23 protein-coding genes are annotated in these 22,580 nt (G+C 71.5%); 13 read left to right on the forward strand and 10 right to left on the reverse strand.

Going from position 1 to position 22,580, the window contains the following annotated elements:
- The first annotated feature begins 58 nt into the window (after positions 1-58).
- The 5 genes from LH62_RS14725 to LH62_RS14745 all read left to right on the forward strand — a co-directional run bounded on the left by LH62_RS14725 (position 59) and on the right by LH62_RS14745 (position 3,724).
- Positions 59-742 carry an SURF1 family protein gene (locus LH62_RS14725; RefSeq protein WP_043362453.1) on the forward strand — a complete coding sequence of 228 codons (684 nt, stop codon included), beginning with the start codon at positions 59-61 and terminating at the stop codon, positions 740-742.
- Entirely contained in the window at positions 739-2,223 is a 1,485-nt protein-coding gene (locus LH62_RS14730) for a carboxypeptidase M32 (protein ID WP_043362455.1), read from the forward strand. The genes LH62_RS14725 and LH62_RS14730 overlap by 4 nt, the downstream gene beginning before the upstream one ends.
- 6 nt (positions 2,224-2,229) lie before the next feature.
- The gene (locus tag LH62_RS14735; RefSeq protein WP_043362457.1) at positions 2,230-2,454 is read left to right on the forward strand and encodes a hypothetical protein; all 225 of its coding nucleotides are present in this window, start codon (positions 2,230-2,232) and stop codon (positions 2,452-2,454) included.
- Positions 2,455-2,481: 27 nt separating this feature from the next.
- Positions 2,482-3,180 (forward strand): hypothetical protein, encoded by a 699-nt coding sequence (locus tag LH62_RS14740; RefSeq protein WP_043362460.1) that lies wholly within the window; start codon positions 2,482-2,484, stop codon positions 3,178-3,180.
- 82 nt (positions 3,181-3,262) lie between these two features.
- Positions 3,263-3,724 (forward strand): MarR family transcriptional regulator, encoded by a 462-nt coding sequence (locus tag LH62_RS14745; protein ID WP_043362462.1) that lies wholly within the window; start codon positions 3,263-3,265, stop codon positions 3,722-3,724.
- Here the strand turns inward: LH62_RS14745 and LH62_RS14750 are convergent.
- From LH62_RS14750 to ccmA, 3 genes are read right to left on the reverse strand one after another with little or no spacing between them, the layout of a single operon-like run.
- Positions 3,702-4,340: a heme-binding protein gene (locus LH62_RS14750; RefSeq protein WP_052214507.1), complete on the reverse strand. Its 639-nt coding sequence runs from the start codon at positions 4,338-4,340 to the stop codon at positions 3,702-3,704. The genes LH62_RS14745 and LH62_RS14750 overlap by 23 nt on opposite strands.
- A gap of 51 nt (positions 4,341-4,391) precedes the next feature.
- On the reverse strand, positions 4,392-5,051 hold the full coding sequence (gene ccmB / locus LH62_RS14755; RefSeq protein ID WP_043362464.1) for a heme exporter protein CcmB: 660 nt from the start codon (positions 5,049-5,051) through the stop codon (positions 4,392-4,394).
- Positions 5,048-5,638, reverse strand: a complete 591-nt coding sequence (gene ccmA, locus LH62_RS14760) for a heme ABC exporter ATP-binding protein CcmA (protein WP_043362467.1) — start codon at positions 5,636-5,638, stop codon at positions 5,048-5,050. The genes ccmB and ccmA overlap by 4 nt, the downstream gene beginning before the upstream one ends.
- A gap of 134 nt (positions 5,639-5,772) precedes the next feature.
- On the opposite strand from ccmA, the gene acnA reads away from it, so the two are divergent.
- Complete coding sequence (gene acnA, locus LH62_RS14765; RefSeq protein WP_043362469.1) at positions 5,773-8,469, forward strand: aconitate hydratase AcnA; 2,697 nt, start codon at positions 5,773-5,775, stop codon at positions 8,467-8,469.
- 123 nt (positions 8,470-8,592) lie between these two features.
- Positions 8,593-9,525 (forward strand): amidohydrolase family protein, encoded by a 933-nt coding sequence (locus LH62_RS14770; protein WP_043362471.1) that lies wholly within the window; start codon positions 8,593-8,595, stop codon positions 9,523-9,525.
- 150 nt (positions 9,526-9,675) lie between these two features.
- On the opposite strand, the gene rplI is transcribed toward LH62_RS14770, so the two are convergent.
- The 6 genes from rplI to LH62_RS14800 all read right to left on the reverse strand — a co-directional run bounded on the left by rplI (position 9,676) and on the right by LH62_RS14800 (position 16,398).
- A complete protein-coding gene (gene rplI / locus LH62_RS14775) occupies positions 9,676-10,230 on the reverse strand; it encodes a 50S ribosomal protein L9 (protein WP_043362475.1) in 555 nt (184 codons plus the stop codon).
- Between the two features lie 16 nt (positions 10,231-10,246).
- Complete coding sequence (locus LH62_RS14780) at positions 10,247-11,107, reverse strand: DUF2232 domain-containing protein (RefSeq protein WP_043362477.1); 861 nt, start codon at positions 11,105-11,107, stop codon at positions 10,247-10,249.
- A 75-nt stretch (positions 11,108-11,182) separates the two neighbouring features.
- Positions 11,183-11,470: a 30S ribosomal protein S18 gene (gene rpsR, locus LH62_RS14785; protein ID WP_043362479.1), complete on the reverse strand. Its 288-nt coding sequence runs from the start codon at positions 11,468-11,470 to the stop codon at positions 11,183-11,185.
- Positions 11,471-11,473: 3 nt separating this feature from the next.
- Positions 11,474-11,947: a 30S ribosomal protein S6 gene (gene rpsF, locus LH62_RS14790; protein WP_043362483.1), complete on the reverse strand. Its 474-nt coding sequence runs from the start codon at positions 11,945-11,947 to the stop codon at positions 11,474-11,476.
- Between the two features lie 243 nt (positions 11,948-12,190).
- Positions 12,191-14,227, reverse strand: coding sequence for a TonB-dependent siderophore receptor (locus LH62_RS14795; protein WP_043362486.1), 2,037 nt, complete (start codon positions 14,225-14,227; stop codon positions 12,191-12,193).
- A 578-nt stretch (positions 14,228-14,805) separates the two neighbouring features.
- Positions 14,806-16,398 (reverse strand): ABC transporter substrate-binding protein, encoded by a 1,593-nt coding sequence (locus LH62_RS14800; RefSeq protein ID WP_144404495.1) that lies wholly within the window; start codon positions 16,396-16,398, stop codon positions 14,806-14,808.
- 143 nt (positions 16,399-16,541) lie between these two features.
- Between LH62_RS14800 and LH62_RS14805 the strand changes: the two genes are divergently transcribed.
- From LH62_RS14805 to fabG, 3 genes are all read left to right on the forward strand, one after another.
- Positions 16,542-17,282 carry a hypothetical protein gene (locus LH62_RS14805; RefSeq protein WP_201445505.1) on the forward strand — a complete coding sequence of 247 codons (741 nt, stop codon included), beginning with the start codon at positions 16,542-16,544 and terminating at the stop codon, positions 17,280-17,282.
- A gap of 82 nt (positions 17,283-17,364) precedes the next feature.
- Complete coding sequence (gene fabD, locus LH62_RS14810; protein WP_043362489.1) at positions 17,365-18,324, forward strand: ACP S-malonyltransferase; 960 nt, start codon at positions 17,365-17,367, stop codon at positions 18,322-18,324.
- A 307-nt stretch (positions 18,325-18,631) separates the two neighbouring features.
- The gene (fabG, locus tag LH62_RS14815) at positions 18,632-19,372 is read left to right on the forward strand and encodes a 3-oxoacyl-[acyl-carrier-protein] reductase (RefSeq protein ID WP_043362491.1); all 741 of its coding nucleotides are present in this window, start codon (positions 18,632-18,634) and stop codon (positions 19,370-19,372) included.
- A gap of 17 nt (positions 19,373-19,389) precedes the next feature.
- Here fabG and LH62_RS14820 read toward each other — a convergent pair whose 3' ends face one another.
- Positions 19,390-20,361, reverse strand: a complete 972-nt coding sequence (locus LH62_RS14820) for a tripartite tricarboxylate transporter substrate binding protein (RefSeq protein ID WP_043362494.1) — start codon at positions 20,359-20,361, stop codon at positions 19,390-19,392.
- A gap of 211 nt (positions 20,362-20,572) precedes the next feature.
- Here LH62_RS14820 and LH62_RS14825 point away from each other — a divergent pair, with 211 nt between their 5' ends.
- From LH62_RS14825 to fabF, 3 genes are all read left to right on the forward strand, one after another.
- Positions 20,573-20,812 carry a hypothetical protein gene (locus tag LH62_RS14825; RefSeq protein ID WP_043362497.1) on the forward strand — a complete coding sequence of 80 codons (240 nt, stop codon included), beginning with the start codon at positions 20,573-20,575 and terminating at the stop codon, positions 20,810-20,812.
- A 189-nt stretch (positions 20,813-21,001) separates the two neighbouring features.
- The gene (locus LH62_RS14830) at positions 21,002-21,238 is read left to right on the forward strand and encodes an acyl carrier protein (protein ID WP_043338033.1); all 237 of its coding nucleotides are present in this window, start codon (positions 21,002-21,004) and stop codon (positions 21,236-21,238) included.
- 42 nt (positions 21,239-21,280) lie between these two features.
- On the forward strand, positions 21,281-22,564 hold the full coding sequence (gene fabF, locus LH62_RS14835) for a beta-ketoacyl-ACP synthase II (RefSeq protein ID WP_043362499.1): 1,284 nt from the start codon (positions 21,281-21,283) through the stop codon (positions 22,562-22,564).
- Positions 22,565-22,580 lie beyond the last annotated feature (16 nt).

The raw sequence follows: 22,580 nt of genomic DNA on the forward strand, positions 1-22,580 counted from the left end.
GACGCGGTGGCGGCCCTTTCTCTTTGGCAGACCGCTTTCCGCCCCATATCGGTGAGCGATGCGCCGCCTCCTCCTCCCCGTCCTCGCCAGCCTGCCGGTCCTGGCCGCGCTGATCGCCCTTGGCACCTGGCAGGTCCAGCGCCTGCACTGGAAGCTCGACATCCTCGGCCGCATCGCGGCTGCCGAGGCCGCCCCCCCGGTGCCGCTCGCCGGCACCCCGTCGCCCTACAGCAAGGTCGTCGCCACTGGTCGCTTCGACCATGGGCGGGAGGTGATGCTCGGCATCGAGCTGCGCGGCACCACCCTCGGCGCCCGCCTCGTCACCCCGCTGCTGCGCGCCGATGCCCCGCCGTTGCTGGTCGATCGCGGCTGGGTGCCGATGGAGCGCGGCCAGGGCATCGACCGGCCCGAGGGCGAGGTCGCCGTCACCGGCTATGTGCGGCAGGTCGATACGCGCGACTGGAACTCGCCGCGCGACGACCTGGCCGCCCGCCGCTTCTACGTCTTCGACCCGGACGTGATCGGCGCCGCCCTCGGCCTGCCGCCGCCCGCCCCCTTCGGCCTCGTCGCCCTCGCCGCACAGGGTACGGGCCCCATGGCGCTCCCCGCCGCCGCCCGCAGCCTGCCGCGGCCGGACAACCCGCATCTCGGCTATGCCATCACTTGGTACGGCCTTGCCGCCGCCCTGGTCGGGGTCGTGGCCTCCTTCCTCCTCCGCAGCCGCCGGGAGCACGCCGCATGAGCCACGCCGCCTATGGCCGCCTCGCCACCCGCTTCGCCCGCATCGCGACGCTTGGCGAGGCCAGCGCCATGCTGCACTGGGATGCCAGCGCGATGATGCCCCCAGGCGGCGGCGCGGCGCGCGGCGAGCAGCTGGCGACGCTGGCCGGCCTTCGCCACGAGCTGCTGACCACCCCCGAGGTCGCCGACGACCTCGCTGCCGCCTCCGCCAAGGGCGAGTGGGAGGAGGCCAACCTTGCCCTGATGCGCCGCGCCCATCGCCGCGCCACTGCCCTCCCGACCGACCTCGTCGAGGCCGCCGAGCGCGCCAACGCCGCCTGCGAGAAGGTCTGGCGCACCGCCAAGGCCCGGTCCGACTTCGCGCTGGTCCGCCCCCATCTGGCGGAGGTCGTCCGCCTCCAGCGCGAGACCGCCGCCGCCCTCTCTGACGCCCTTGGCCTCTCCCCCTATGACGCGCTGATGGACGGCTTCCAGCCCGGCATCGCCGCCGCCGATGTCGAGCCCGTCTTCGCCGCCTACGAGTCCTTCCTCGCCGAAGCCCTGCCGCGTGCCGAGGCCCTGCAGGCCGCCCGCGGCACGCCGCAGCCGCTGCCCGGCCCCTTCCCGGTGGAGATCCAGCGCCGCCTCTGCGGGTCGATCTCCACCCGCCTCGGCCTCGACTACGACCATGCGCGGCTGGACGAGAGCCTCCACCCCTTCTGCGGCGGCACGCCGACCGACATCCGCATCACCACCTTCTACAGCGAGGCGGAGGTCGGGAAGGCGTTGATGGGCGTCATCCACGAGACCGGCCACGCCCTCTACGAGGCCGGCCTCCCCGCCGCCTGGGCCCGCCAGCCGGTCGGCGAGGCCGCCGGCATGGCCGCCCACGAGTCGCAGAGCCTGCTGATGGAGATGCAGGCCTGCCGCTCCGATGCCTTCCTCGCCTTCCTCGGCGGCGAGTTGCACGGGGCCTTCGGCGGCGACCCGGCCCCCTATGCGACGGCCAACCTCGCCCGCCTTTGGCGGCGCGTCTCCCGCGGCTTCATCCGCGTCGATGCCGATGAGCTGACCTACCCCGCCCATGTCATCCTTCGCTTCCGCCTGGAGCGCGCGCTGATCGGCGGCGAGCTCGCCGTCGCCGACCTCCCCGGCGCCTGGGCCGAGGGCTTCACCCGCCTGCTCGGCCTCGCCCCGCCCGACGACGCCCATGGCTGCCTGCAGGACATCCACTGGCATGACGGCGCCTTCGGCTATTTCCCGAGCTATACCCTCGGCGCCATGGCCGCCGCCCAGCTGATGGGTGCCGCCCGCCGCGCCCTGCCGGACCTCGACGGGTCGCTCGCCACCGGCGACATGGCCCCGCTGCTCGGCTGGCTCCGGGCGAATGTCCACGGCCAGGGCTCCCGCCTCGGCTTCCAAGACCTGCTGCGGGCGGCCACCGGCAAGCCGCTCGACCCGGCCGACTTCATGGCGCATCTCCGCAGCCGCTACCTGCAATAGGCGGGGATGAGCCGGAACCACGCCCTCGACAGCCTGCGCGGGCTGGCGGCGCTGGCCGTCGCCCTCGGCCATTGCGTCCTCGCCGTCACCGGCCATGGCGCCTGGACGCTGCGCCTCGCCGACCTCCCGGACGCCGACGCCCCCGCCATCCTCGCCCGCCTCGGCCATGCCCTCTTCCCGGCCGATGCCGCGGTGCTGGTCTTCTTCGCCCTCAGCGGCCATGTGCTCTGATCCGCCTGCGCCCGTCACCCGGGCGGCTTGCTGACCGGCCTGCCGGACTGGGTGCTGGCCCGCCTCTACCGCCTACTGCCCGTCGCCATGGCGAACGCCCTCTCGCTCGGCCTGCTCGCCGAGGCCGAGGCGGAGCGGCTGATCGGCAACATGCTGCTGCCCCGCTATGACCTGGACGGCCCCGCCTGTTCGCTGCAGGTGGAGATGGTGGCGAGGCTCGGCCTCTTCCTCGTCCACCAGCTGGTGAGCGGGCAGGGCAGGGGCCTCGCCATCACCTTCGCCCTGTCGGTCCTGCTGCTGCCGCTGCTGCGCGGGGTGCTGCCGATGGCGGTCTATTTCCCCATCTTCCTCGCCGGCGCCCTGATCGCCGACATGCCCCGCCCACTCCGGCTCGGCGCGATCCCCTGGCTCGGCCTCGCCGCCCTGCTGCTCGGCGGCCTCCTCGGCTGTGGCGGCGCCGGCCGCGCCGTCGAGTCGCTCGGCGCCGTGCTGGTGGTGGCCGCCGTCGCGCATCGCCAGCTGGCCTGGCTGCTGCACCCGGCGCTGCTCGCGCTCGGCCGGATCAGCTACCCCTTCTACCTCTTACACAGCCTCGGCCTGGCCTTGGCGGCGCCGCTGGCGATGCCGGCCGGTACCGCCGGGCAGGTATGGCCCTCGCCCTCCTGTCCCTTGCGATCGCCATCCCCGTCGCCTGGCTGCTGCATGTCGCGGTGGAGGCGCCGCTGACGCGGGCCCGCGCGCCTGCCGGCGCCCAGGCAGGTCAAACATCTAGCTTCCTAGCTATCCCGCTCCGGTCTAGCCTGCGCCGATGCGGGACGGCTCGACGCTTGCCCATACCCAGTGGCGCCTCGGCATGAGCATCGCGCAGATCGCGCGGCGATGGCGCGGGCGGCTGGACGCACGCATCGCCGATTTCGGCCTGACCGAGGCGCGCTGGCTCGCCCTGCTCACCCTTTCCCGCAGCGGCGACGGCATTACCCAGAAGGAACTGGCCAACCGCCTGTTGATCGAGGGCCCGACCCTGGTCCGCACCCTCGACTGGCTGGAAGGGGAGGGGCTGGTGGAGCGCCGCAGCTCCGCCCAGGACCGCCGCGCCAAGACCCTGCACCTGACCGAGCGCGCCCTGCCGCTCATCCAGCGCATCGAGGCCGCCGCGACCATCGTCCGCGCCGAGATCCTCGCCGGCATCCCGGAGGACGACCTCGCCGCCTGCCTCGCCGTGCTGGAGCGCGTGGCGATCGGCCTCGCTACCCCTCCGTCTGGCGGCTAACCCGCACCACCGCCTCGTTCCGCCGCAGCGGCGGCAAGGTCCAGGGCGGATCGTAGAACCAGTCGAAGGCTTCCCCCTCCGCCCGCCACGGCCCCACGGCGAGCGCCGCCAGCAGCCGCACTCGCGCCGCGGCGGCGGCCTCGGCTCCCGGCACGCCCGCGTAACGCAGCACCGCCACCCGCTCGCCGGGAATGGTGACGATGGCGACGTGCCCATCCTCCGGCACCGGCGCCGCCTCGGCGCTGGCGATCTCCGCCGGCAGGAAGAACCGGATCACCCATCCCCCCGGCGCCGCCGCTTGTCCGACCGGGGCCGTCATGGCGATTCGCACCGAGTCCTGCGCCACGGGCGCCGTCATGGCGATCCGCACCCGCCCCCGGTTGCCGCCGAAGATATAGCCGGCCAGCCGCCGGAACCCCTCCCGCCGTGCCGCCTCCTCGCTGCCGGCCTCGACCAGCGTCTCGGCCGCGACCCGCGGCGCATAGTCGCGGATTTCCACCTCGCCTACCCGCTCCACCACGGCGAAGCGCGGCTCCTCCGTCCCCGACCTCACGCCGACGACCGAACAGGCCCCGAGCAGCAGCCCCGAGGCGGCGGAAAGCAGGCGGCCGAGCATGGCGGAAACTCCCTCATGGCCCGGATGACATAGGCGGCCCCGCCGTCCCCGCTACTCCACCCGGAGCGCCGCCCCCGCCGCCAGCGGCGCCAGCGGCAGCGCCGCCGCCACCAGCGCGCCCAGCAGAAGCAGATAGGGCCGCGCCTCCAGCCCCGCCGCCGCCGCCTCGATCCCCGCCGCGCCGAAGATGACGGCCGGGATCGCCAGCGGCAGCACCAGCAGCGGCAGCAGCACGCCCCCCCGCCGCGCCCCCAGCGTCAGCGCCGCCCCCGCCGTCCCCAGCAGCGACAGGAAGGCAGTCGCCAGCCCGAGCGCCGCCATCGCCGCCGGCCAAGCCTCCGTCGCCAGGTTGAGCATGGCGCCCGCGACCGGCGTCGCCACCAGCAGCGGCAGCCCCGTCACCAGCCAATGCGCCAGCGCCTTGGCCAGGGCGACAACCGCCGCCCCCATCCCCGACAGCAAAAGTTGGTCGAGCGTCCCATCCTCCGCATCCGCCCCGAACAGCCGGTCGAGCGGCAGCAGCGCCGCGAGCAGGCCAGCGGCCAGCAAGGCCCCCGGCGCCAGCCGCGCCAGGGCTTCCGGCGCCGGCCCGATGCCGAAGGGGAACAGCGCCGCGACGAGCACGAAGAACAGCACCGCCGCCAGCGAATCCGCCGGATGCCGAATGGCCAGTCGCATCTCCCGCCCGAGCAGCGCCCCGAACCCCCTCACAGCCGCAGCTCCCGGGCGCTCGGCAGCGGCAGCGGCAGATGCGTCGCCGCCAGCACCATCCCGCCCGCCGCGCGATGCCGCGCCAGCAGCCCGCCGAGTCGCTCCACGGACGCCGCATCCAGCCCCACCGTCGGCTCGTCCAGCAGCCAGATTGCCGCCGGGGCAAGGGCCAGCCGGGCGAGGGCCAGCCGCCTTTTCTGCCCCGAGGACAGCACCCGCGCCGGTAGCTCAGCCAGCGGCCCCAACCCAAGCTGATCGAGCGCCGCCCCCGCATCCCCGCCCCAGAGCCGGGCAAAGAAACCCAGATTCTCCCGCGCCGTCAGCGCCGGCTTCAGCGCATCCGCATGCGACAAATACCGCAGCCGTCCCGCATGCGCCGCCCGATCGGCGAAGGCATCCGCCCCCTCCCACAGCAGCCGTCCCTCCTCGGGCGCGAGCAGCCCGGCCAGCAGCCGCAGCAGGGTCGATTTCCCGGCGCCGTTCGCACCCGTCAGCAAGACTGCCGCTCCCGCCTCCACCTTGAAGGAAAGCCCGGCGAAGACGACTCTTTCACCTCGCCGGCAGGCCAGGTTTTCCGCTTGCAGCATGGCCAGTTGCGAATCCCTCTCATCTGGCCTTGACAATTGCACGGCCCATGGACCAGCCCGCGGCAGCGTGGTTAAAACCGCCAGCCCCGCATCGCAGCATAGCCGATGCGGTTCAAGAAAGGGGCCCCCGCACCATGCGCATGATCGGGCAGGACAGCCTGAAGACCCGCCGCACCCTTGAGGTGGACGGCAAGACCTACAACTATTTCAGCCTGCCCGAGGCGGCCCGCACGATCGGCGACATCGCGCGCCTGCCCTACAGCCTGAAGGTGCTGCTTGAGAACGTCCTCCGTTACGAGGATGGCCGCAGCTACACGGTGGAGGACGCGAAGTCGATCGCCGGCTGGCTCCCCGCCGGCCATTCCGACAAGGAGGTGCCGTTTCGCCCCTCCCGCATCCTGATGCAGGATTTCACCGGCGTCCCCGCAGTCGTCGATCTGGCGGCCATGCGTGATGGGATCATCGCCCTGGGCGGCGACCCACGGAAGGTGAACCCGCTCGTCCCCGTCGACCTCGTCATCGACCACTCGGTCATGGTCGATGTCTCCGGCACGCCGCAAGCCCTGCAGCGCAACGTCGACATCGAGTTCCAGCGCAACGGCGAGCGCTACGAGTTCCTCCGCTGGGGCCAGGCCGCCTTCGACAATTTCCGCGTCGTCCCGCCCGGCACCGGCATCTGCCACCAGGTGAACCTCGAATACCTCGCCCAGGTCGCCTGGACCGCGCAGGACATCGGCGACACCTATGTCTACCCCGATAGCTGCTACGGCACGGACAGCCACACGACGATGGTCAACGGCCTCGGCGTGCTCGGCTGGGGCGTCGGCGGCATCGAGGCGGAGGCCGCGATGCTCGGCCAGCCGATCGCCATGCTCATCCCGGATGTCATCGGCTTCAAGCTGACCGGCAGGCTGCGCGAGGGCGTCACCGCGACCGACCTCGTGCTGACCGTCACGCAGATGCTCCGCAAGAAGGGCGTCGTCGGCAAGTTCGTCGAGTTCTTCGGCCCGGGCCTCGACGACCTCCCGCTCGCCGACCGCGCGACCATCGGCAACATGGCCCCCGAATACGGCGCCACCTGCGGCTTCTTCCCGGTCGATAGCGTCACCATCGGCTATCTCCGCCTGTCCGGCCGCGAGGAGCACCGCATCAAGCTGGTCGAGGCCTATGCCAAGGCCCAGGGCATGTGGCGCGACAGCTCCACGCCCGACCCGGTCTTCACCGACACGCTCGAGCTCGACATGGGGACGGTCGAGCCCTCGCTCGCCGGCCCGAAGCGGCCGCAGGACCGCGTGGCGCTGTCCAACGCCGCGACCAGCTTCGCCAAGGACCTCGCCGCCGGCACCATGGGCGTGCCCGGTGACGAGGCGACCAAGCGCGTCCCCGTCGAGGGCGCCAATTACGATCTCGGCCATGGCGATGTCGTCATCGCCGCGATCACCAGCTGCACCAACACTTCGAACCCCTATGTGATGGTCGCCGCCGGCCTCGTTGCCCGCAAGGCGCGCGAGAAGGGCCTCGCCCCGAAGCCCTGGGTGAAGACCTCGCTCGCCCCCGGCAGCCAGGTGGTCACCGAGTATTTCGAGAAGTCCGGCCTGCAGGCCGATCTGGATGCCATCGGCTTCCAGACCGTCGGCTATGGCTGCACCACCTGCATCGGCAACTCCGGCCCGCTGCCGGACCCGATCGTGGACGCCATCGAGAACAACAAGCTGGTCGCCGCCTCGGTGCTCTCGGGCAACCGCAACTTCGAGGGCCGCGTGCATGCCAATGTGCGCGCCAACTACCTGGCCTCGCCGCCGCTCGTCGTCGCCTATGCGCTGGCCGGCACCATCACTAAGGACATCACCAAGGAGCCGATCGGCACCGGCAGCGATGGCCAGCCCGTCTACCTGAAGGATATCTGGCCGACGCAGAAGGAGGTGAACGACACCGTCCATGCCTGCGTGACGCGCGAGATGTTCCAGGGGCGCTACGGCGACGTCTTCAAGGGCCCGGAGCAGTGGCAGGCCATCCGCGTCGATGCGGACAGCGACACCTATCGCTGGAACAGCGGCTCCACCTACGTGCAGAACCCGCCCTATTTCGAAGGCATGTCGGCCGACATCAAGCCGGTGACCTCGGTCCACGGCGCCCGCGTCCTGGCCGAGCTGGCGGACAGCATCACCACCGACCACATCTCGCCCGCCGGCAACATCCGGAAGTCGAGCCCGGCCGGCGAGTACCTGCTGGAGCACCAGGTGCGGCAGGACGACTTCAACAGCTACGGCGCCCGCCGCGGCAACCATGAAGTCATGATGCGGGGCACTTTCGCCAACATCCGCATCAAGAACGAGATGGTCCCCGGCACCGAGGGCGGCGTCAGCAAGCACTACCCCTCGGGCGAGGTCGCGCCGATCTACAACACGGCGATGAAGTACAAGGCCGAGGGCGTGCCGCTGGTGGTGTTCGGCGGCAAGGAATACGGCACCGGCTCGTCGCGCGACTGGGCGGCGAAGGGCACCTTCCTGCTCGGCGTGAAGGCCGTCATCGCCGAAAGCTTCGAGCGCATCCACCGCTCGAACCTCGTCGGCATGGGCGTCCTGCCGCTGGTCTTCATGAATGGCGAGGACCGCAAGTCGCTCGGCATCCAGGGCGACGAGGTGATCGACATCCTCGGCCTCGAGCAGCTCTCGCCGCGCCAGTTGCTGGAGCTGGTCATCCGCCGCGCCGACGGCACCGAGACCCGCACCAAGGTCCTCAGCCGCATCGATACCGCGGACGAGGTCGAGTACTACAAGAACGGCGGCATCCTGCACTACGTGCTGCGCGGCATGGCGAAGGCGGCGTAAGCCGCCCATCGCACAGTCCGGGTAGGGAAGGAGGGCGCGGTCCGCAGGGGCTGCGCCCTTTTCCTTGTGCGGATGCCGGCCTAGCCTCCCCTCGCGGCCCGCAGAGGCCGCGGGAGGAATGCCATGACCCAACACACCGCGACGCGCCGCACCTTGCTGGCCGCCGGCGCCGGGCTGCTCGCCACGCCCGCCCTTGCGCAGTCCGTCCCATTCTCGGTCGGCACGGAGAAGCCCAAGCTCCAGGCCCCGCCCAACGCGACGGACTGCCACTTCCACATCTACAACGACAAGTACCCGCCGGCGCCCGGCGGCCTGCCCGCGCCCAACGCCTCGCCCGACGACTACCACGCGCTCCAGCGCCGCATCGGCACGACGCGCGGCGTCGTCGTCCAGCCCTCGCTCTACGGCACGAACAACAGCCCGACGCTGGAGGGGATGGCCGCGCTCGGCCTCAACTTCCGCGGTGTCGCCGTGGTCAACGACAAGGTCGAGGACGCCGAATTGCAGCGCCTCCACGCCGCCGGCATCCGCGGCACCCGCTTCAACCTCGCCCAGGCCGGCGCGACGACGCCCGAGATGATGGAGCCGCTCGCCCGCCGCATCAAACCGATGGGCTGGCACATCCAGATCAATGCGCCGGCCTCGGTCATCATGGTCCAGCGGGATCTGTTCCAGCGCATCGATGCCACGCTGGTCTTCGACCATCTCGCCCATGTCCCGCAGCCCGCCGGCACCGGCGATCCCGCCTTCGCCTTCATGAAGTCGCTGCTGGAGAAGGGGAATGTCTGGATGAAACTCTCCGGCGCCTATGCCGACACCAAGTCCGGCCCGCCTGCCTATGCCGATAGCAGCGCCGTCGCCCGCGCCTTTGCCCAGATCGCGCCGGACAAGATGGTCTGGGGCAGCGACTGGCCCCACCCGACCGAGAAGCCCGACAACAAGCCCGACGACGCCATCCTCTTCGACCTGCTCACCACCTGGGTGCCGGATGCGGGCCAGCGCCAGCGCGTCCTCGTCGACAACCCCGCCCGCCTCTACGACTTCCCCCGCTCATAACGAAAAAAGGGAGCCTTGCGGCTCCCTTCCGGTCTGCGCCTTCCGTGGCTTCGCCACGGAAGGATGCCTCGACGTTGCTCACCAGGCGCCCTTAAATCGGGGGGGCCGCGGCAACGCGCAGCGTTGTCGTAGGGAATATGAAGCGGGGATTTACCGGTCGTCCATCGCCGCGCCGATCTCGGCGCGCAGCTCGTCCTCGAGGCTCGGCTCCTCCTCGCGGACGATCTCCTCGCCACGGGCCTGGCGCTCGGCCTCCTCCTGGCTGCGGGCGACGTTGACCGTCACCGGGATATGCACCTCCGGGTGCAGCTCGACGCGCACCTTGGTGAGCCCCAGCGTCTTGATCGGCTGCTCCAGCAGCACCTGGCTGCGCGAGACGGTGAGGCCACCCTCCTTGCAGAGATCGGCGATGTCGCGCGCCGAGACGCTGCCATAGAGGCCGCCGCTCTCGCCCGCCTGACGGATGATGGTGACGGTGAGGCCGTCCATCCGCTCGGCCACGCGCTCGGCCTCCTCGCGGCGCTTCAGGTTCTGTGCCTCGAGCTGGGCGCGCTGCGACTCGAACTTCTCGAGATTGGCCTTGTTGGCGCGGATCGCCTTGCCGAGGGGCAGGAGGAAGTTGCGGGCGTAGCCCGGCTTCACCTTCACCACCTCGCCCATCTGGCCGAGCTTCTCGACGCGCTGCATCAGGATGATGTCGATCATGGGGAAAACTCTCTCGTCAGCTGTTGCGCGGCGCCGGGCGCCGCCGGATTTGGTCGTAGAGGCCGAGGCCGACGAGGCCGGGGCCCATGATTTGCAGGAAAAGCAGCATCAGCAGGTAGAAGCCCGCCAGCATCGCCGTGGCACCCCGCCGGCCGCGCAGCCGCGCATGCACGCCGGCACAACCCTGGAGGAAGAACGGCACCAGCAGCAGCAGCAGGGCGGAGAGCGCGACCGCATCCCCATCCTCCGGCGCCGCCAGGAAGAAGCCCGCGGCGATGGCCGGCAGCGGCAGGTACCACCCCGGCAGCCGCACTGCGCTCCACGGCATGCGCGGAATCGGCAGCAGCCCGCGCCGGGCGAGGAAGCGCTCCGCCCCCGCCGCATTGGCCAGCAGGGCGATACCGGCCCAGAAGCCGATCGCCGCCGCCTTCACCCGCACCAGCTCGGCGACCAGCATCTCCTGTGCCGGCAGGCCGAGCCGGGCGAGGGCGATCTCCACCGCACGCCGCATCGCCGGCTCCACTCCGCCGTCATCGGCGAGGAAGAGCGCGGCGCCGAGCAGCACGGAGACCGGCCACAACCCGAGCAGGGCGAGCGGCAGGCCGGGCCCGCCACTGCGCAGCGCCGCCGCCAGCAGCAGCGGCACCGGCAGGCCGAAGAGCAGCAGGAAGACCAGCAGTGGCACGCTGCCGCCGACCAGCGCCAGCAGCACCGCCGCCAGAACTGTGCCCATCACGACGCTGCCGAGGCCGAAGCCGAGCCCCGCCGCGAAGAGCGGAAACGACGTCAGCCAGAACAGCACCGTGCCGCCGGGCAAGCCGCGAAAGGCCCACATGGCGCAGACGGTCGCGGCCAGTGCCGCGGCCGCCGCCGCCATCAGGCCCTCACGGGGCCGGCCGAGTGGTGCTGATGCCGTCACCGCCGCCAAGCCTCACTACCTCGGGTCCCGCCCTCAGTCGTTGATGACGTAGGGCAACAGGGCGAGGAAGCGCGCCCGCTTGATGGCATTGGCCAGCTCGCGCTGCTTCTTCGCCGAAACCGCGGTGATGCGGCTGGGGACGATCTTGCCGCGCTCGGAAAGGAAGCGGCTCAGCAGGCGGACGTCCTTGTAGTCGATCTTCGGCGCGTTCGGGCCGGAGAAGGGGCAGGACTTGCGGCGCCGGTAGAAGGGCCGGCGAGCGCCGACGGCCGGGCGGCGCGCCGCCGGCGTCATGTCGGAAGCGGGGATCTCGTCGGACATGGCTTACTCCTCGCCGCCCATGGAGGGATCGGCCATTTCGTCCCGCGGGCGGGCACGGAATTCCTCGCGCTCGTCGCCGCGCTCGCGGCGGCCGCTGCTGAAGCGCCCCGGCGGGCGGGGGCCGCGGAAGCCGCGGTCACGCTCGCGCTCCTCGCCTCGGCGGGAAAGGATGGCCGAGGGCGCCTCGTCGATCGCCTCGACGCGCAGCGTCATGACACGGAGCACGTCCTCGTTCAGCCCGAGCTGGCGCTCGGCCTCCTGCATCGCGGCCGGGGCCGTGTCGATGCCGAGGAGCATGTAATGCCCCTTGCGGTTCTTCTTGATGCGGTAGGCGAGGCCGCGCAGGCCCCAGTATTCGCGCTTCTTCACCTCGCCGCCCTGCTCGGCGACGATGCCGGCGACCAGCTCCGCGATCGCCTCGACCTGCTGCTGGGTGACGTCGTTGCGTGCGATGAACACGCTTTCATATAACGGCATGTGGAACCCCTCTGGCTGTCTCAGCCCGAGGCGACAGGCAGGATGCCGGGCGCGCAAATGGGCATAGCCGCGCGCGATGCCTCCGCGGCGGCAGGGAAGCGGGGCGTAAAGCACGGTTGGGGGTGGCGGCGCAAGGGGCCTGGAGCCTTTCCACCGAGGCGCCACCGCGGCCTGCCCTGGGAGGCAGGCCGCACGGTCGTCTGCCGGATCGGTTTCCGGTCGCGCTGGTTCACGGACCCCGTCCTAGAAGTCGAAGGACGCCGAGAAGACGAAGGTGCGTGGCGAGCCGACGGTCACGAAGTTGCCGGTGGTGAGCCAGTAGTTCTCGTCGAGGGCGTTCTCGAGGCTGGCGCGGAACACGACCGGCTTCCTGGCGATCTCGGTGCGGTAGCGCGCGCCGATATCGGTGCGCGTCCAGCCGTCGAAGCGCAGCGCGTTGGCGGTGGTGAGGTAGGAGCCAGAGGTATAGATCACCCGCCCGTTGAGGGCGAGGCCGGGCACCCAGGGCACGTCCCAGTCCAGCGCGGCCGAGACGGTCGTGTCCGGCACCCCGGGCGCGTCGTTGCCGCGCTCGGAGGCGATGGTGGGGTTGGTGAGCTCTGGCTTGATGAAGGTGGCGCTGGCGAGGGCGCGCAGCCCAGGCACGATCTCGCCATAGGCCGAGAGCTCCAGCCCCCGGTTGCGCTGCTCGCCGTCATAGGCGAGCTCGTTCGAGGCCGTCCGGATGGCGCTCGGCCGCGTGATCTGAAAGACGGAGGCGGTCGTCGTCACGCCGCCCCAGTCCACCCGCACCCCGGCCTCGACCTGCTGCGACTTGAACGGGGCCAGCACCGCGCCGACATTGGAATAACCCGCTCCGACGATGTCGCCGCGCGTCAGCCCTTCGGCGTAGTTCGCGTAGAGGGAGATGTTTTCCCGCGGCTTGATGACCAGTCCCGCCAGCGGCGTGGTCGCGCTGGCGTCGTAGCTGCTCGTCCGCCCGCCCGTGGTCGTGCTGTAGCCGATCACCCGGACATCCTGCTGCCGCACGCCGAGGGTCAGCAACACGCGGTCATTGGCGAAGGACAGGGTGTCGGCCACGGCGAAGCTGTTGAGCGTCGTGTCGGAAGCCCGCCGGGGGTCGGTCCGCGCCGCCGTGATGCCGGGAAGCCGCGCCGGGTTGTAGATGCTGGACGGGAAGCCGATGCCCGAGGTGACGTAGGCGTTGCCGGTTTCCTGTTGGAAGCCGGTATAGGCGAGGTTGAGCGTGTGGCCCACGCCCAGCAGGTTGAACCGTATGTTGGCGCCGGCGGTGCCGCTGACAGTCCTCGAATAGCTGTCGTAGAAAGCGTTGGTGACCCGGAAATTGCCGAGGGCGTCCACGCCGCCCGGGCGGGAATCGGGGAAGGTCTGCTCGTTCCAGCCGTCGCGGTAGCCCACGGCGGCATAGGCGGTCAGCCAGTCCGTCACGTCGTATTCGAGGCGCGTTGCGACCGTCGCATCCTGCTGCGAGAGCCGCGTCCCCGGATACCAGTTGCTGCGCGCATCGGGCGGGGAGGGGATGGTGGCGATGGTGGGCAGCAGGGTGACCTGCGGCCGGAAATTCCGGGTGTCGTCGCGCTGGAAGATGCCGTCGAGCGACCAGCGCAGGCGCTCGCCCCGGTAGTCCAGCCCCAGCGCGCCGAAGCCGCTGCGGAGGTTGCCGCGGTCGATCGAGGCCTCGCCGTCGCGGTACAGGCCGTTGAAGCGGATGCCCCACTCGCCGCTCCGCCCGTAGCGGCGTGCGACGTCGGCATGGAGGCCGAAATTGGCGCTGCCGACATAGGTCGTCGTCAGCCGGGTCAGGGGCAGGTCCCCGGCCCGCTTGCTGATGATGTTGATGCCCCCGCCGATGCTGCCGCCAGGCGCGATGCCGTTGATGAGCGCGCCAGGCCCCCGCAGCAGCTCGATCCGCTCGATGAGCTGAGCCTGCACGCGATTGGAGGAAACCAAGCCATACAGCCCGTTCAGCCCGACATCCTGGGCCTGAACCGGGAAGCCACGGATCTGGAAGGTATCGTCGAAGCCGTTGCTGCCGGTGGTCGTGCGCACCGAGGAATCATTGACCAGCGTGTCGGCCGCGGTGCGCGCCTGCTGGTCCTCGATCAGCTGCGAGGTGAAGTTGGTCGTGCTGAAAGGGACGTCCAGTACGCCCCTGGTCCCGAGCAGCCCGAGCGACCCGCCCCTTGCCACCTGGCCGCCGGCGTAAGGCGGGGGCAGCGCCCCCGGCGCCTGGCCAGCGGAACCGGTGATCTCCATCATCGGCAACCTGACCGATGACGAGTCGGCCGGGGTGGCCGGCAGTACGGCGGGGCTGGAAGGGTCCGCGGACGGTGCCTGCTGGGCCTGGGCCGCCGGCGCGAGCAGGAGGCCGCAGGAGAGCATCGTGGTGGCGACGAACGCTGTCGGGGCACAGGCCTTCAGGCCAGGAGCGGGGATTTCCCCAGGATGCTGCAATCTGCCCGCAGGCTGAACGAGCCGGCCCGGAACGGCCTTGCGGTGATGTCGACTCAACGGTGCCAATCCTTAACCTGAACGATGCCTGCGAATGCCTCTCATTATCATAAGCTTACAGCTCTGCAACCCTTCCCGTCCCGGGTCGGCAATGTTTCTAGCTGGGATGCGGGGGGTTGCGGCTTGGCGTCGTGCAGGGTCTGGGGAAGGCGCCGCATGGGGGAGCCGCCTTCGGTCAGCCGGCATGCGGCCGCTTTGCGGCGGAGCCTGGACCTGCCCTCCGCCGCATCGTCCTATCAGCCAGCGCCGCCGCCAGCGTCACACCCCGCCCATGCCCGGATAGCCGGCCCCCGACCGAGGGCCACGGACAGCGGGCGAGAGGCCACCTACCCCTTCTGCACCCCCCAGAAGGTCGGAAACCCCTTGGCGACGCCGGTGATGTTGGCCCGGTAGGCCGTCGGCTGAATGTACTGCCCGAGCGGCACGCTGGGGACGTCCCGCATCGCCTGCACCTGCATCTCCCGGCAGGCCGCCTGCTGCCCCGCCAGGTCCGGCGCCGCGAACCAGGCGTCCCGCAGCTGTTCAAGCCGCTCGCTGACGCTCCAGCCCGGCCAGGCCCCGGTCTCGGCGCCATTGCCGCGGATGGCATAGTGGCTCGCCGGGTCCATGTGGTCCGCCCCCTCCCAGCTGGTGTTGAGGCAGCTCCACCCGCCCTGCGCGACGGGCCCGCGGTTGTTCCGCCGCTGCAGCATGGTCCCCCAGTCGGTGGCGATGTAGTCGACCTTCAGGCCGATCTTGCCCATCGCGTCCGCCATCACCTCGCCGATCGCCTTGAGGTGGGTGTAGTCGGCGGCCACCAGCAGGGCGACCGTCTCGCCGCCATACCCTGCCTCCGCCAGCAGCCGGCGCGCCTTCTCGTAGTCGCGCGGCCCCTGCAGCGGGTCGAGCCCGGCCTCGCTTGCCATCGGCGTGCCGGGGCAGAAGATGCCGTGCGGCACATGGTACATCGCCGCATCCTCGCCGACGATCGCCTGCATGAAAGCGGTCTGGTCGAAGGCATGCAGCAGGGCCTGCCGCGCCTGCGGCTTGTCGAAGGGCGGCTGCAGGTGGTTGGGCCGCATCATGCAGACCGTGCCCGTCGCGTTCGTCACCTCGATTCGGATGCGCCGGTCCCGCCGCAGCAGCGGCATCAGGTCATGCGTCGGGTTCTCCCACCAGTCCTGCTCGGCTCGCTGGATCGCCGCCACCTTGGTCGCCGCATCGGGGATGGTGGTCCACTCGACGCGGTCGAGATGCACCACCTTCGGTCCCGCATTCCAGCTCGCCCGCTGCCCCTCGCGGGGGACATACTTCTCGAATTTCGCATAGACGTTGCGCGAGCCCGCGACGCGCTCGTCGGCGATGAAGCGGAAGGGCCCGCTGCCCACCATCTCCGTCACCTGCTTGAACGGGTCGGTATTCGCCAGCCGCTCCGGCATCATCGCCGGCATCGGCGAACTGACCTTGCCCAGCGCCTCCGGCAGCAGCGGGAAGGGCCGCGACAGGCGGAAGCGAATGGTGCGGTCATCCGGCGCCGACAGCTCCTCGGTCGCCGCCATCAGCGCCCCGCCCAGCGCATCCCGCTTCGCCCAGCGCCGGATGCTGGCGACGCAGTCCCGCGCCAGCACCCGCTCCCCGTCATGCCAAAGGAGCCCCGGCCGCAGCGTCAGCGTCCAGAGCTTCCCGTCATCCGCGACGACATGCCCCTCCACCATCTGCGGCGAGGCCTTGAAGCTGCCGTCCTGCCCATAGAGCGTGTCGAAGACCATGTGCCCATGGCCGCGCGTGACATAGGCCGTGGTCCAGTGCGGATCGAGGAAGGCCAGGTCGATCTGCGGGATGAATTTCAGCACCCGCGACCCTTGCGCGGCGGCGAGCCGCGGCATGGCGAGGCCGGCCGCCCCGGCCAGCACGGTGCGACGGTTCAGGCGGATATCCATGGCTCTTTGCCCCCAACGTGGCGTGCGGCCCGGCCTTGCTCCCCGGCGCCGAGCCTAGGCCATCGCGGCACGGGATGACAAACACCCCCCATCCGCACTATGCAGCGCCGCAAATCCCTCCAACCCGGAACGGTGGCCCGCCCTTGCGACATTTTCCGCCCTTTCTCCTGCTGCTGCTCGCCGCCTGCGGTGCCGACTACTCGCCGGACACCTACGCCACGCGCGCCGTCCAGCAGGCGAACAAGGTGGAGCAGGGGATGGTGGTCGGCCGGCGCGAAGTGAGCGTCACCGCCGAGGGCAGCACCGGCGCCGCCACCGGTGCCGCCGCCGGCGGCGTGCTCGGCGCCCAGGCACCGGGCGGCGGCCTCGGCTCGGCACTCGGCGGCGTCGGTGGCGCGCTGCTCGGCGGCCTCATCGGCACCACTGCCGAGCATGTGGCGGGCGACACCAAGGCCTTTGAATACGTCGTCCGCACCACCGGCAAGAACGAGTTGATCTCGGTGACGCAGCGCGACCAGACGCCGCTGGTCGTCGGCCAGCGCGTGCTGGTCATCGCCGGCAACCAGGCCCGCATCGTCCCCGACTACACCACCGAGCCGCCCGCCACCCCGGCTGCCGCCGCCGCGGCGGCGGCCACCGCCACCCCGCAGCCCCGGCCGGCGGCCGCCACGCCCCCTCCCGGCGGCGAGGCCGCCCTGCCGCCCGCGCCACCCCCGCCGGTCGTCGTCCCGCCACCGCCCGCCCCACCCGCCGAGGCCGCGGCCGACCCCGCTCCGCAAGCCCCGGCGCAGTCCGGCCCCGCCCAGGCGGCGCAGAATGCCCTGACCTCCCAGCTCCCGCCGGTGGCGCAGGGCGTTGCCCGTGGCGTCACCGCTTCGCCCTGAGGCAGTCCCTCCGGTGATTGACAGGCGTGTGACAGGCCGGTAGGCCCCGCCGCCAACCGCGCACGCTCCGAGGAAACCGTCCATGGCAATGGCCTTCGTCTTCCCTGGCCAGGGCAGCCAGGCCCCCGGCATGGGCCGCGACCTCGCCGCCGCCTTCCCCGTCGCCCGCGAGGTCTTCCAGGAAGTGGACGAGGCGCTGAAGCAGCACCTTTCCCGCCTGATGTTCGAGGGCCCGGCGGAGGAGCTCACCCTCACCGCCAATGCCCAGCCCGCGCTGATGGCCCATTCCGTCGCCGTGCTCCGCGTGCTGGAAGGGGAGGGGGGCTTCGAGCTTCCCGCCCGCGTCGCCCTCGTCGCCGGCCATTCCCTTGGCGAGTACAGCGCACTCACCGCCGCCCGCGCCTTCGACCTCCCGACCGCGGCCCGCCTGCTCCGCCTCCGCGGCGAGGCGATGCAGAAGGCGACCCCGCCTGGCACCGGCGCCATGGCCGCGCTGCTCGGCGCCGAACTCGCCCAGGCCCAGGCGATCTGCGACGCCGCCAAGGCCGACCCCGAAACCGGCCAGGAGGAGGTGGTCCAGATCGCCAACGACAATGGCGGCGGCCAGGTCGTCATCTCCGGCGCCAAAGCCGCCGTCGAGCGCGCCATCGCCGCCGCGCCGTCCCACGGTATCAAGCGCGCCCTGCCGCTGCCCGTCTCCGCCCCGTTCCATTGCGCGCTGATGGCCCCCGCCGCCGACGCCATGGCGGAGGCCCTGGCCGAAGCCGCGATCCAGGCGCCGCTCGTGCCTGTCATCGCCAATGTCACCGCCGCCAAGGCAACCGACCCAGTCGAGGTCCGCCGCCTGCTGGTCGAGCAGGTGACGGCCACCGTCCGCTGGCGCGACTGCGTCGCCAGCATGGCGGCGATGGGTTGCGACCGCTTCGTCGAGCTTGGCGCCGGCAAGGTTCTGACCGGCCTGATGAAGCGCAATGCGCCCGACGCCACGGCCAGCGCCATCGGCACCCCGGCCGAGGTCGAGGCCTTTCTCAAGACTCTCTGAACCTTTGCCGCCCCGATCACGTGGAGCTCGATCACGCAGCCAGGGCGGCATGTTCAGCCGTGGGTCACGCAAGCGCCCGAGGCCTCCCACCCTTGTGGACGGGAACTGGCACCGCAGCAGCACCCTCCGCAGGGAGGTCGAAGGCTACCGACGGCGCAACGCCTCCCATGGCCGGCGGAAGACCCCCGCCAGCGACCCGGACCCGGATCGGCCGGTGTTTCGCGCTGGGCGGCATCGGCGAGGCCGGTGCCGCCCCCCCCCCTCGACCCGGCCGCCCGCGGCCTCAACCCATGACGGGAACCCCAGCATGTTCGACCTGACCGGCCGCACCGCCCTCGTCACCGGCGCCACGGGCGGCATCGGTGCCGCCACCGCCCGCGCCCTCCATGCCCGCGGCGCGAAGCTGGCACTCACCGGCCGCCGAGCCGCCGAGCTGGAGGCCCTGGCCGCCGAGCTGGGCGGGGAGGGCGTGCTCGTCGCTCCCGCCGACCTCGCCGACCCCGCCGCACCGGCCGCGCTGGTGGAGCAGGTGGAGGGCACCTTCGGCAGCCTCGACATCCTGGTGAACAATGCCGGCTTCACCCGCGACATGCTGGCGCTGCGCATGGGCGACGCCGACTGGGCCGCAGTGCTGGAGGTGGACCTTACCGCCCCCTTCCGCCTCGCCCGCGCCGCGCTGCGCGGGATGATGAAGCGCCGGCACGGGCGCATCGTCTCCATCGCCTCGATCGTCGGCGTCACCGGCAATCCCGGCCAAGCGAACTACGCCGCCGCCAAGGCCGGGCTGATCGGCATGAGCAAGTCGCTGGCGCAGGAGGTGGCGACGCGCGGCGTGACGGTGAACGTCGTCGCCCCCGGCTTCGTCAAGACAGCGATGACCGACGCCCTGCCCGAAGCAGCGCGGACCAAGCTCATGGAGCGCATCCCCGCCGGCCGCATGGGCACGCCCGAGGACATCGGCGCCGCCGTCGTCTACCTCGCCAGCGCCGAGGCCGCCTGGGTCACCGGCCAGACCCTCCACGTCAATGGCGGCATGGCGATGATCTGACCGGGGCAGGGGGCTCCCTAGTCGACCACCGCCCCCGCCGCCTTGACGACCCCGGTCCAGAAGGGGATCTCGCGCCGGATGAAGGCGCCGAATTCCTCGGGCGAGGGCGAGGTCACGACCTGCAACCCCTCGCCGGCCAGCTTCGCCACGACGCCCTGCTGGCCCAGCGCCCGGAGCGTCGCCTCGTGGAGGCGCGTCACCACCGGCGCCGGCAGGCGCGCCGGCCCCCACATCCCCCACCAGCCTCCGATGTCGAGCTGCGGCAGGCCGGCCTCCTCCGTGCCGATCACCTCGGGGATGACCGGGAAGGCGCGGCGGGTGGTGAGCGACAGCCCCCTTAGCTGCCCGGTACGGATGAAGGGCAGCACCACCGGCGGGGTGCCGATGGTGAGCGGCACGTCGCCGGCCAGCACCGCCTGCAGCGCCGGCGCTCCGCCGCGGAAGGGCACATGGGTCAACTCGATGCCCGCCACCTTCTCCAGCATGGCGCCTGCGAGGTGCGACGGGGTGCCGTTGCCCGGCGTGGCATAGGCCAGGCGCCCCGGCTCGGCCCGCGCCCGCTCGATCAACCCGCGCAGGGAGGTGATGCCGGTCGCGGGCGAAACGGTGATGATCGTCGGGTAGTCGGCGATCTCGGTGATCGGTGTGAAATCGGCGACGGGGTCGAAGGGCACGCGGCGGTAGAGGGCCGGGTTGACCGCGTGGCTGAAATTGCCGCCGATCAGCACGGATGTGCCATCCGGCTCGCTGCGGGCCACGTATTCGGTGGCGATGTTGCTGCCCGCGCCGGGCCGGTTGTCGACGACGACCGCCTGGCCCAGCTCCCGCCCGACCGCCTCGCCGAGCACCCGCGCCACGAGGTCGCCCGACCCGCCCGGCGGGAAGCCGACAACGAAGCGGATCGGCCGGCCCGGCTGCGCGCGCAACGGGGCGGGCGCGAGCGCGGCCGCGCCGCTGCCGATCAGGAACGCCCGGCGAAAGACCGACATGCCGCTTCCTCCTGGGCCTGCGAGGGGCCCGTTCTTGCTTGTGGACCGACTAAACCCCGCAACGCCTCCCGGCGCCAGTAGCCGCGGGCACGGGAGGCCCGTCCGTCCCGGCCTCCGGCATCCATGGTCCGGCCCATCGCTTTTTGTTGCGCCATCGCCCGCGCAACCCGAGACTGCCTGGCCCGCTTCAGCCGCAGCAGCCGAGGCAGCGATGGTGCGTCTCACTCCGCCCCGACTTCCGCCGGACTCCCTGGTCGGGCCCTGGCCCGACGGGCCCTGGTGGCTGCTCGGCGCCGCCGCGCTCGCCGCCCCCTTTGCCGTGTTCGCCCAGGGTGCCGACCTGCATCTGGCGGTCGCCGCCGGCCTCGCCTGCCTCGTCTCGCCCTCGGCCGCGATCGAGGCGATGATGGGCGTCGCCCGCCTCGCCCAGCTGGCTGCCCCGCCGCGTTGATGCTGCGCCGCGTCATCCGCGCAGGTCACGCCGAAGCCACCAAAGGGACTTGCCAGCGCCGCCAACACCGCCTACGCCCCGTCCGGGTTCCGCGTTAACCACCCCCCGCCTCCGTGCGGCACGCCGCGATTCCGGGCATGGGCTGGTCGACGCCGGGGGCATGACTGTTGATTTGGAGACTGGCACGCGATGAGCGAGACCGCCGAGAAGGTTAAGAAGATTGTCGTCGAGCACCTCGGCGTGGACGAGGCCAAGGTGACCGAGGACGCCTCCTTCATCGACGACCTGGGCGCCGACAGCCTCGACACCGTCGAGCTGGTGATGGCCTTCGAGGAGGCCTTCGGCGTGGAGATCCCGGACGATGCGGCCGAGAAGATCACCACGGTGAAGGACGCCATCGCCTATATCGACGGCCAGAAGGGCTGAGGCCCTTCTCCGCCACGACCGAGACTGGGAAGAGGGTGTAGCGTGTTCGCACAGGCTGCCGCGCCGCGGCGCGTTGTCGTCACCGGCATGGGCATCGCCAGCCCGCTCGGCCTCGGCGTCGAGCGGGTTTGGAAGCGCCTCGTCGAGGGGCAGAGCGGCATCGCCGCCATCCAGTCCTTCGACGTGAAAGACCTGCCGGCCAAGGTCGCCGGCCAGGTTCCCGTCGGCACCAAGGCCGAAGGCGGGCTCGACCTCGCCGAATGGATCTCGGTCAAGGATCAGAAGAAGATGGACCGCTTCATCCAGCTCGCCCTCGTGGCGGCGGTGGAAGCGGTCGAGGATTCCGGCTGGATGCCGGAGGATGAGGAAGGCCGTTGCGCCACCGGCGTGATGATCGGCTCCGGCATCGGCGGCCTCACCACCATCTACGAAAGCTCCCAGCTCATCGCCCAGGGCAAGGGGAAGCGCGTCTCGCCCTTCTTCATCCCGAGCGCGCTGATCAACCTCGCCTCCGGCCATGTCTCCATCCGCTACGGCTTCAAGGGCCCGAACCATGCGGTGGTGACGGCCTGCGCCACCGGCGTGCACGCCCTCGGCGACGCCGCCCGGCTGATCGCCTTCGGCGATGCCGATGTCATGGTCGCCGGCGGCGCCGAGGCCGCGGTCAGCGAGATCGGCATGGCCGGCTTCTGCGCCTCCCGCGCCCTCTCCACCGCCTACAACGACAACCCGGCCGAGGCCTCCCGCCCCTGGGACGAGGGCCGCGACGGCTTCGTCATGGGCGAGGGCGCCGGCGTCGTCGTGCTCGAGGAGTACGAGCACGCGAAGAAGCGCGGCGCGAAGATCTATGCCGAGGTCATCGGCTACGGCATGTCGGGCGACGCCCACCACATCACCGCCCCGTCGGATACCGGCGACGGGGCCTTCCGCTCCATGCGCGCCGCGCTGCGGAGCGCCGGCGTCGCCCCGGCCGAGGTGCAGTACGTCAATGCCCACGGCACCTCGACGCCGCTCGGCGACGACCTCGAGCTCGGCGCGGTGGAGCGCCTGTGGGGCGACGACGCCCGCGGCCTGGCGATGTCCTCGACCAAGTCCGCCATCGGCCACCTGCTCGGCGCGGCCGGCGCGGTGGAGGGCATCTTCTCCATCCTCGCTATCCGCGACGGCATCGCCCCGCCGACGCTGAACCTCGAGAAGGCGTCGAAGGAGAGCCCGATCGACCGGGTCGCCAAGGTGGCGCAGGAGCGGAAGATCGAGGTGGCGCTGTCGAACAGCTTCGGCTTCGGCGGCACCAACGCCAGCATCGTCTTCCGCGCGGCGCCCTGAGGCGCTTTCTCCGCAT

The organism is Belnapia sp. F-4-1, from assembly GCF_000802185.1.
GTDB lineage: Bacteria > Pseudomonadota > Alphaproteobacteria > Acetobacterales > Acetobacteraceae > Belnapia.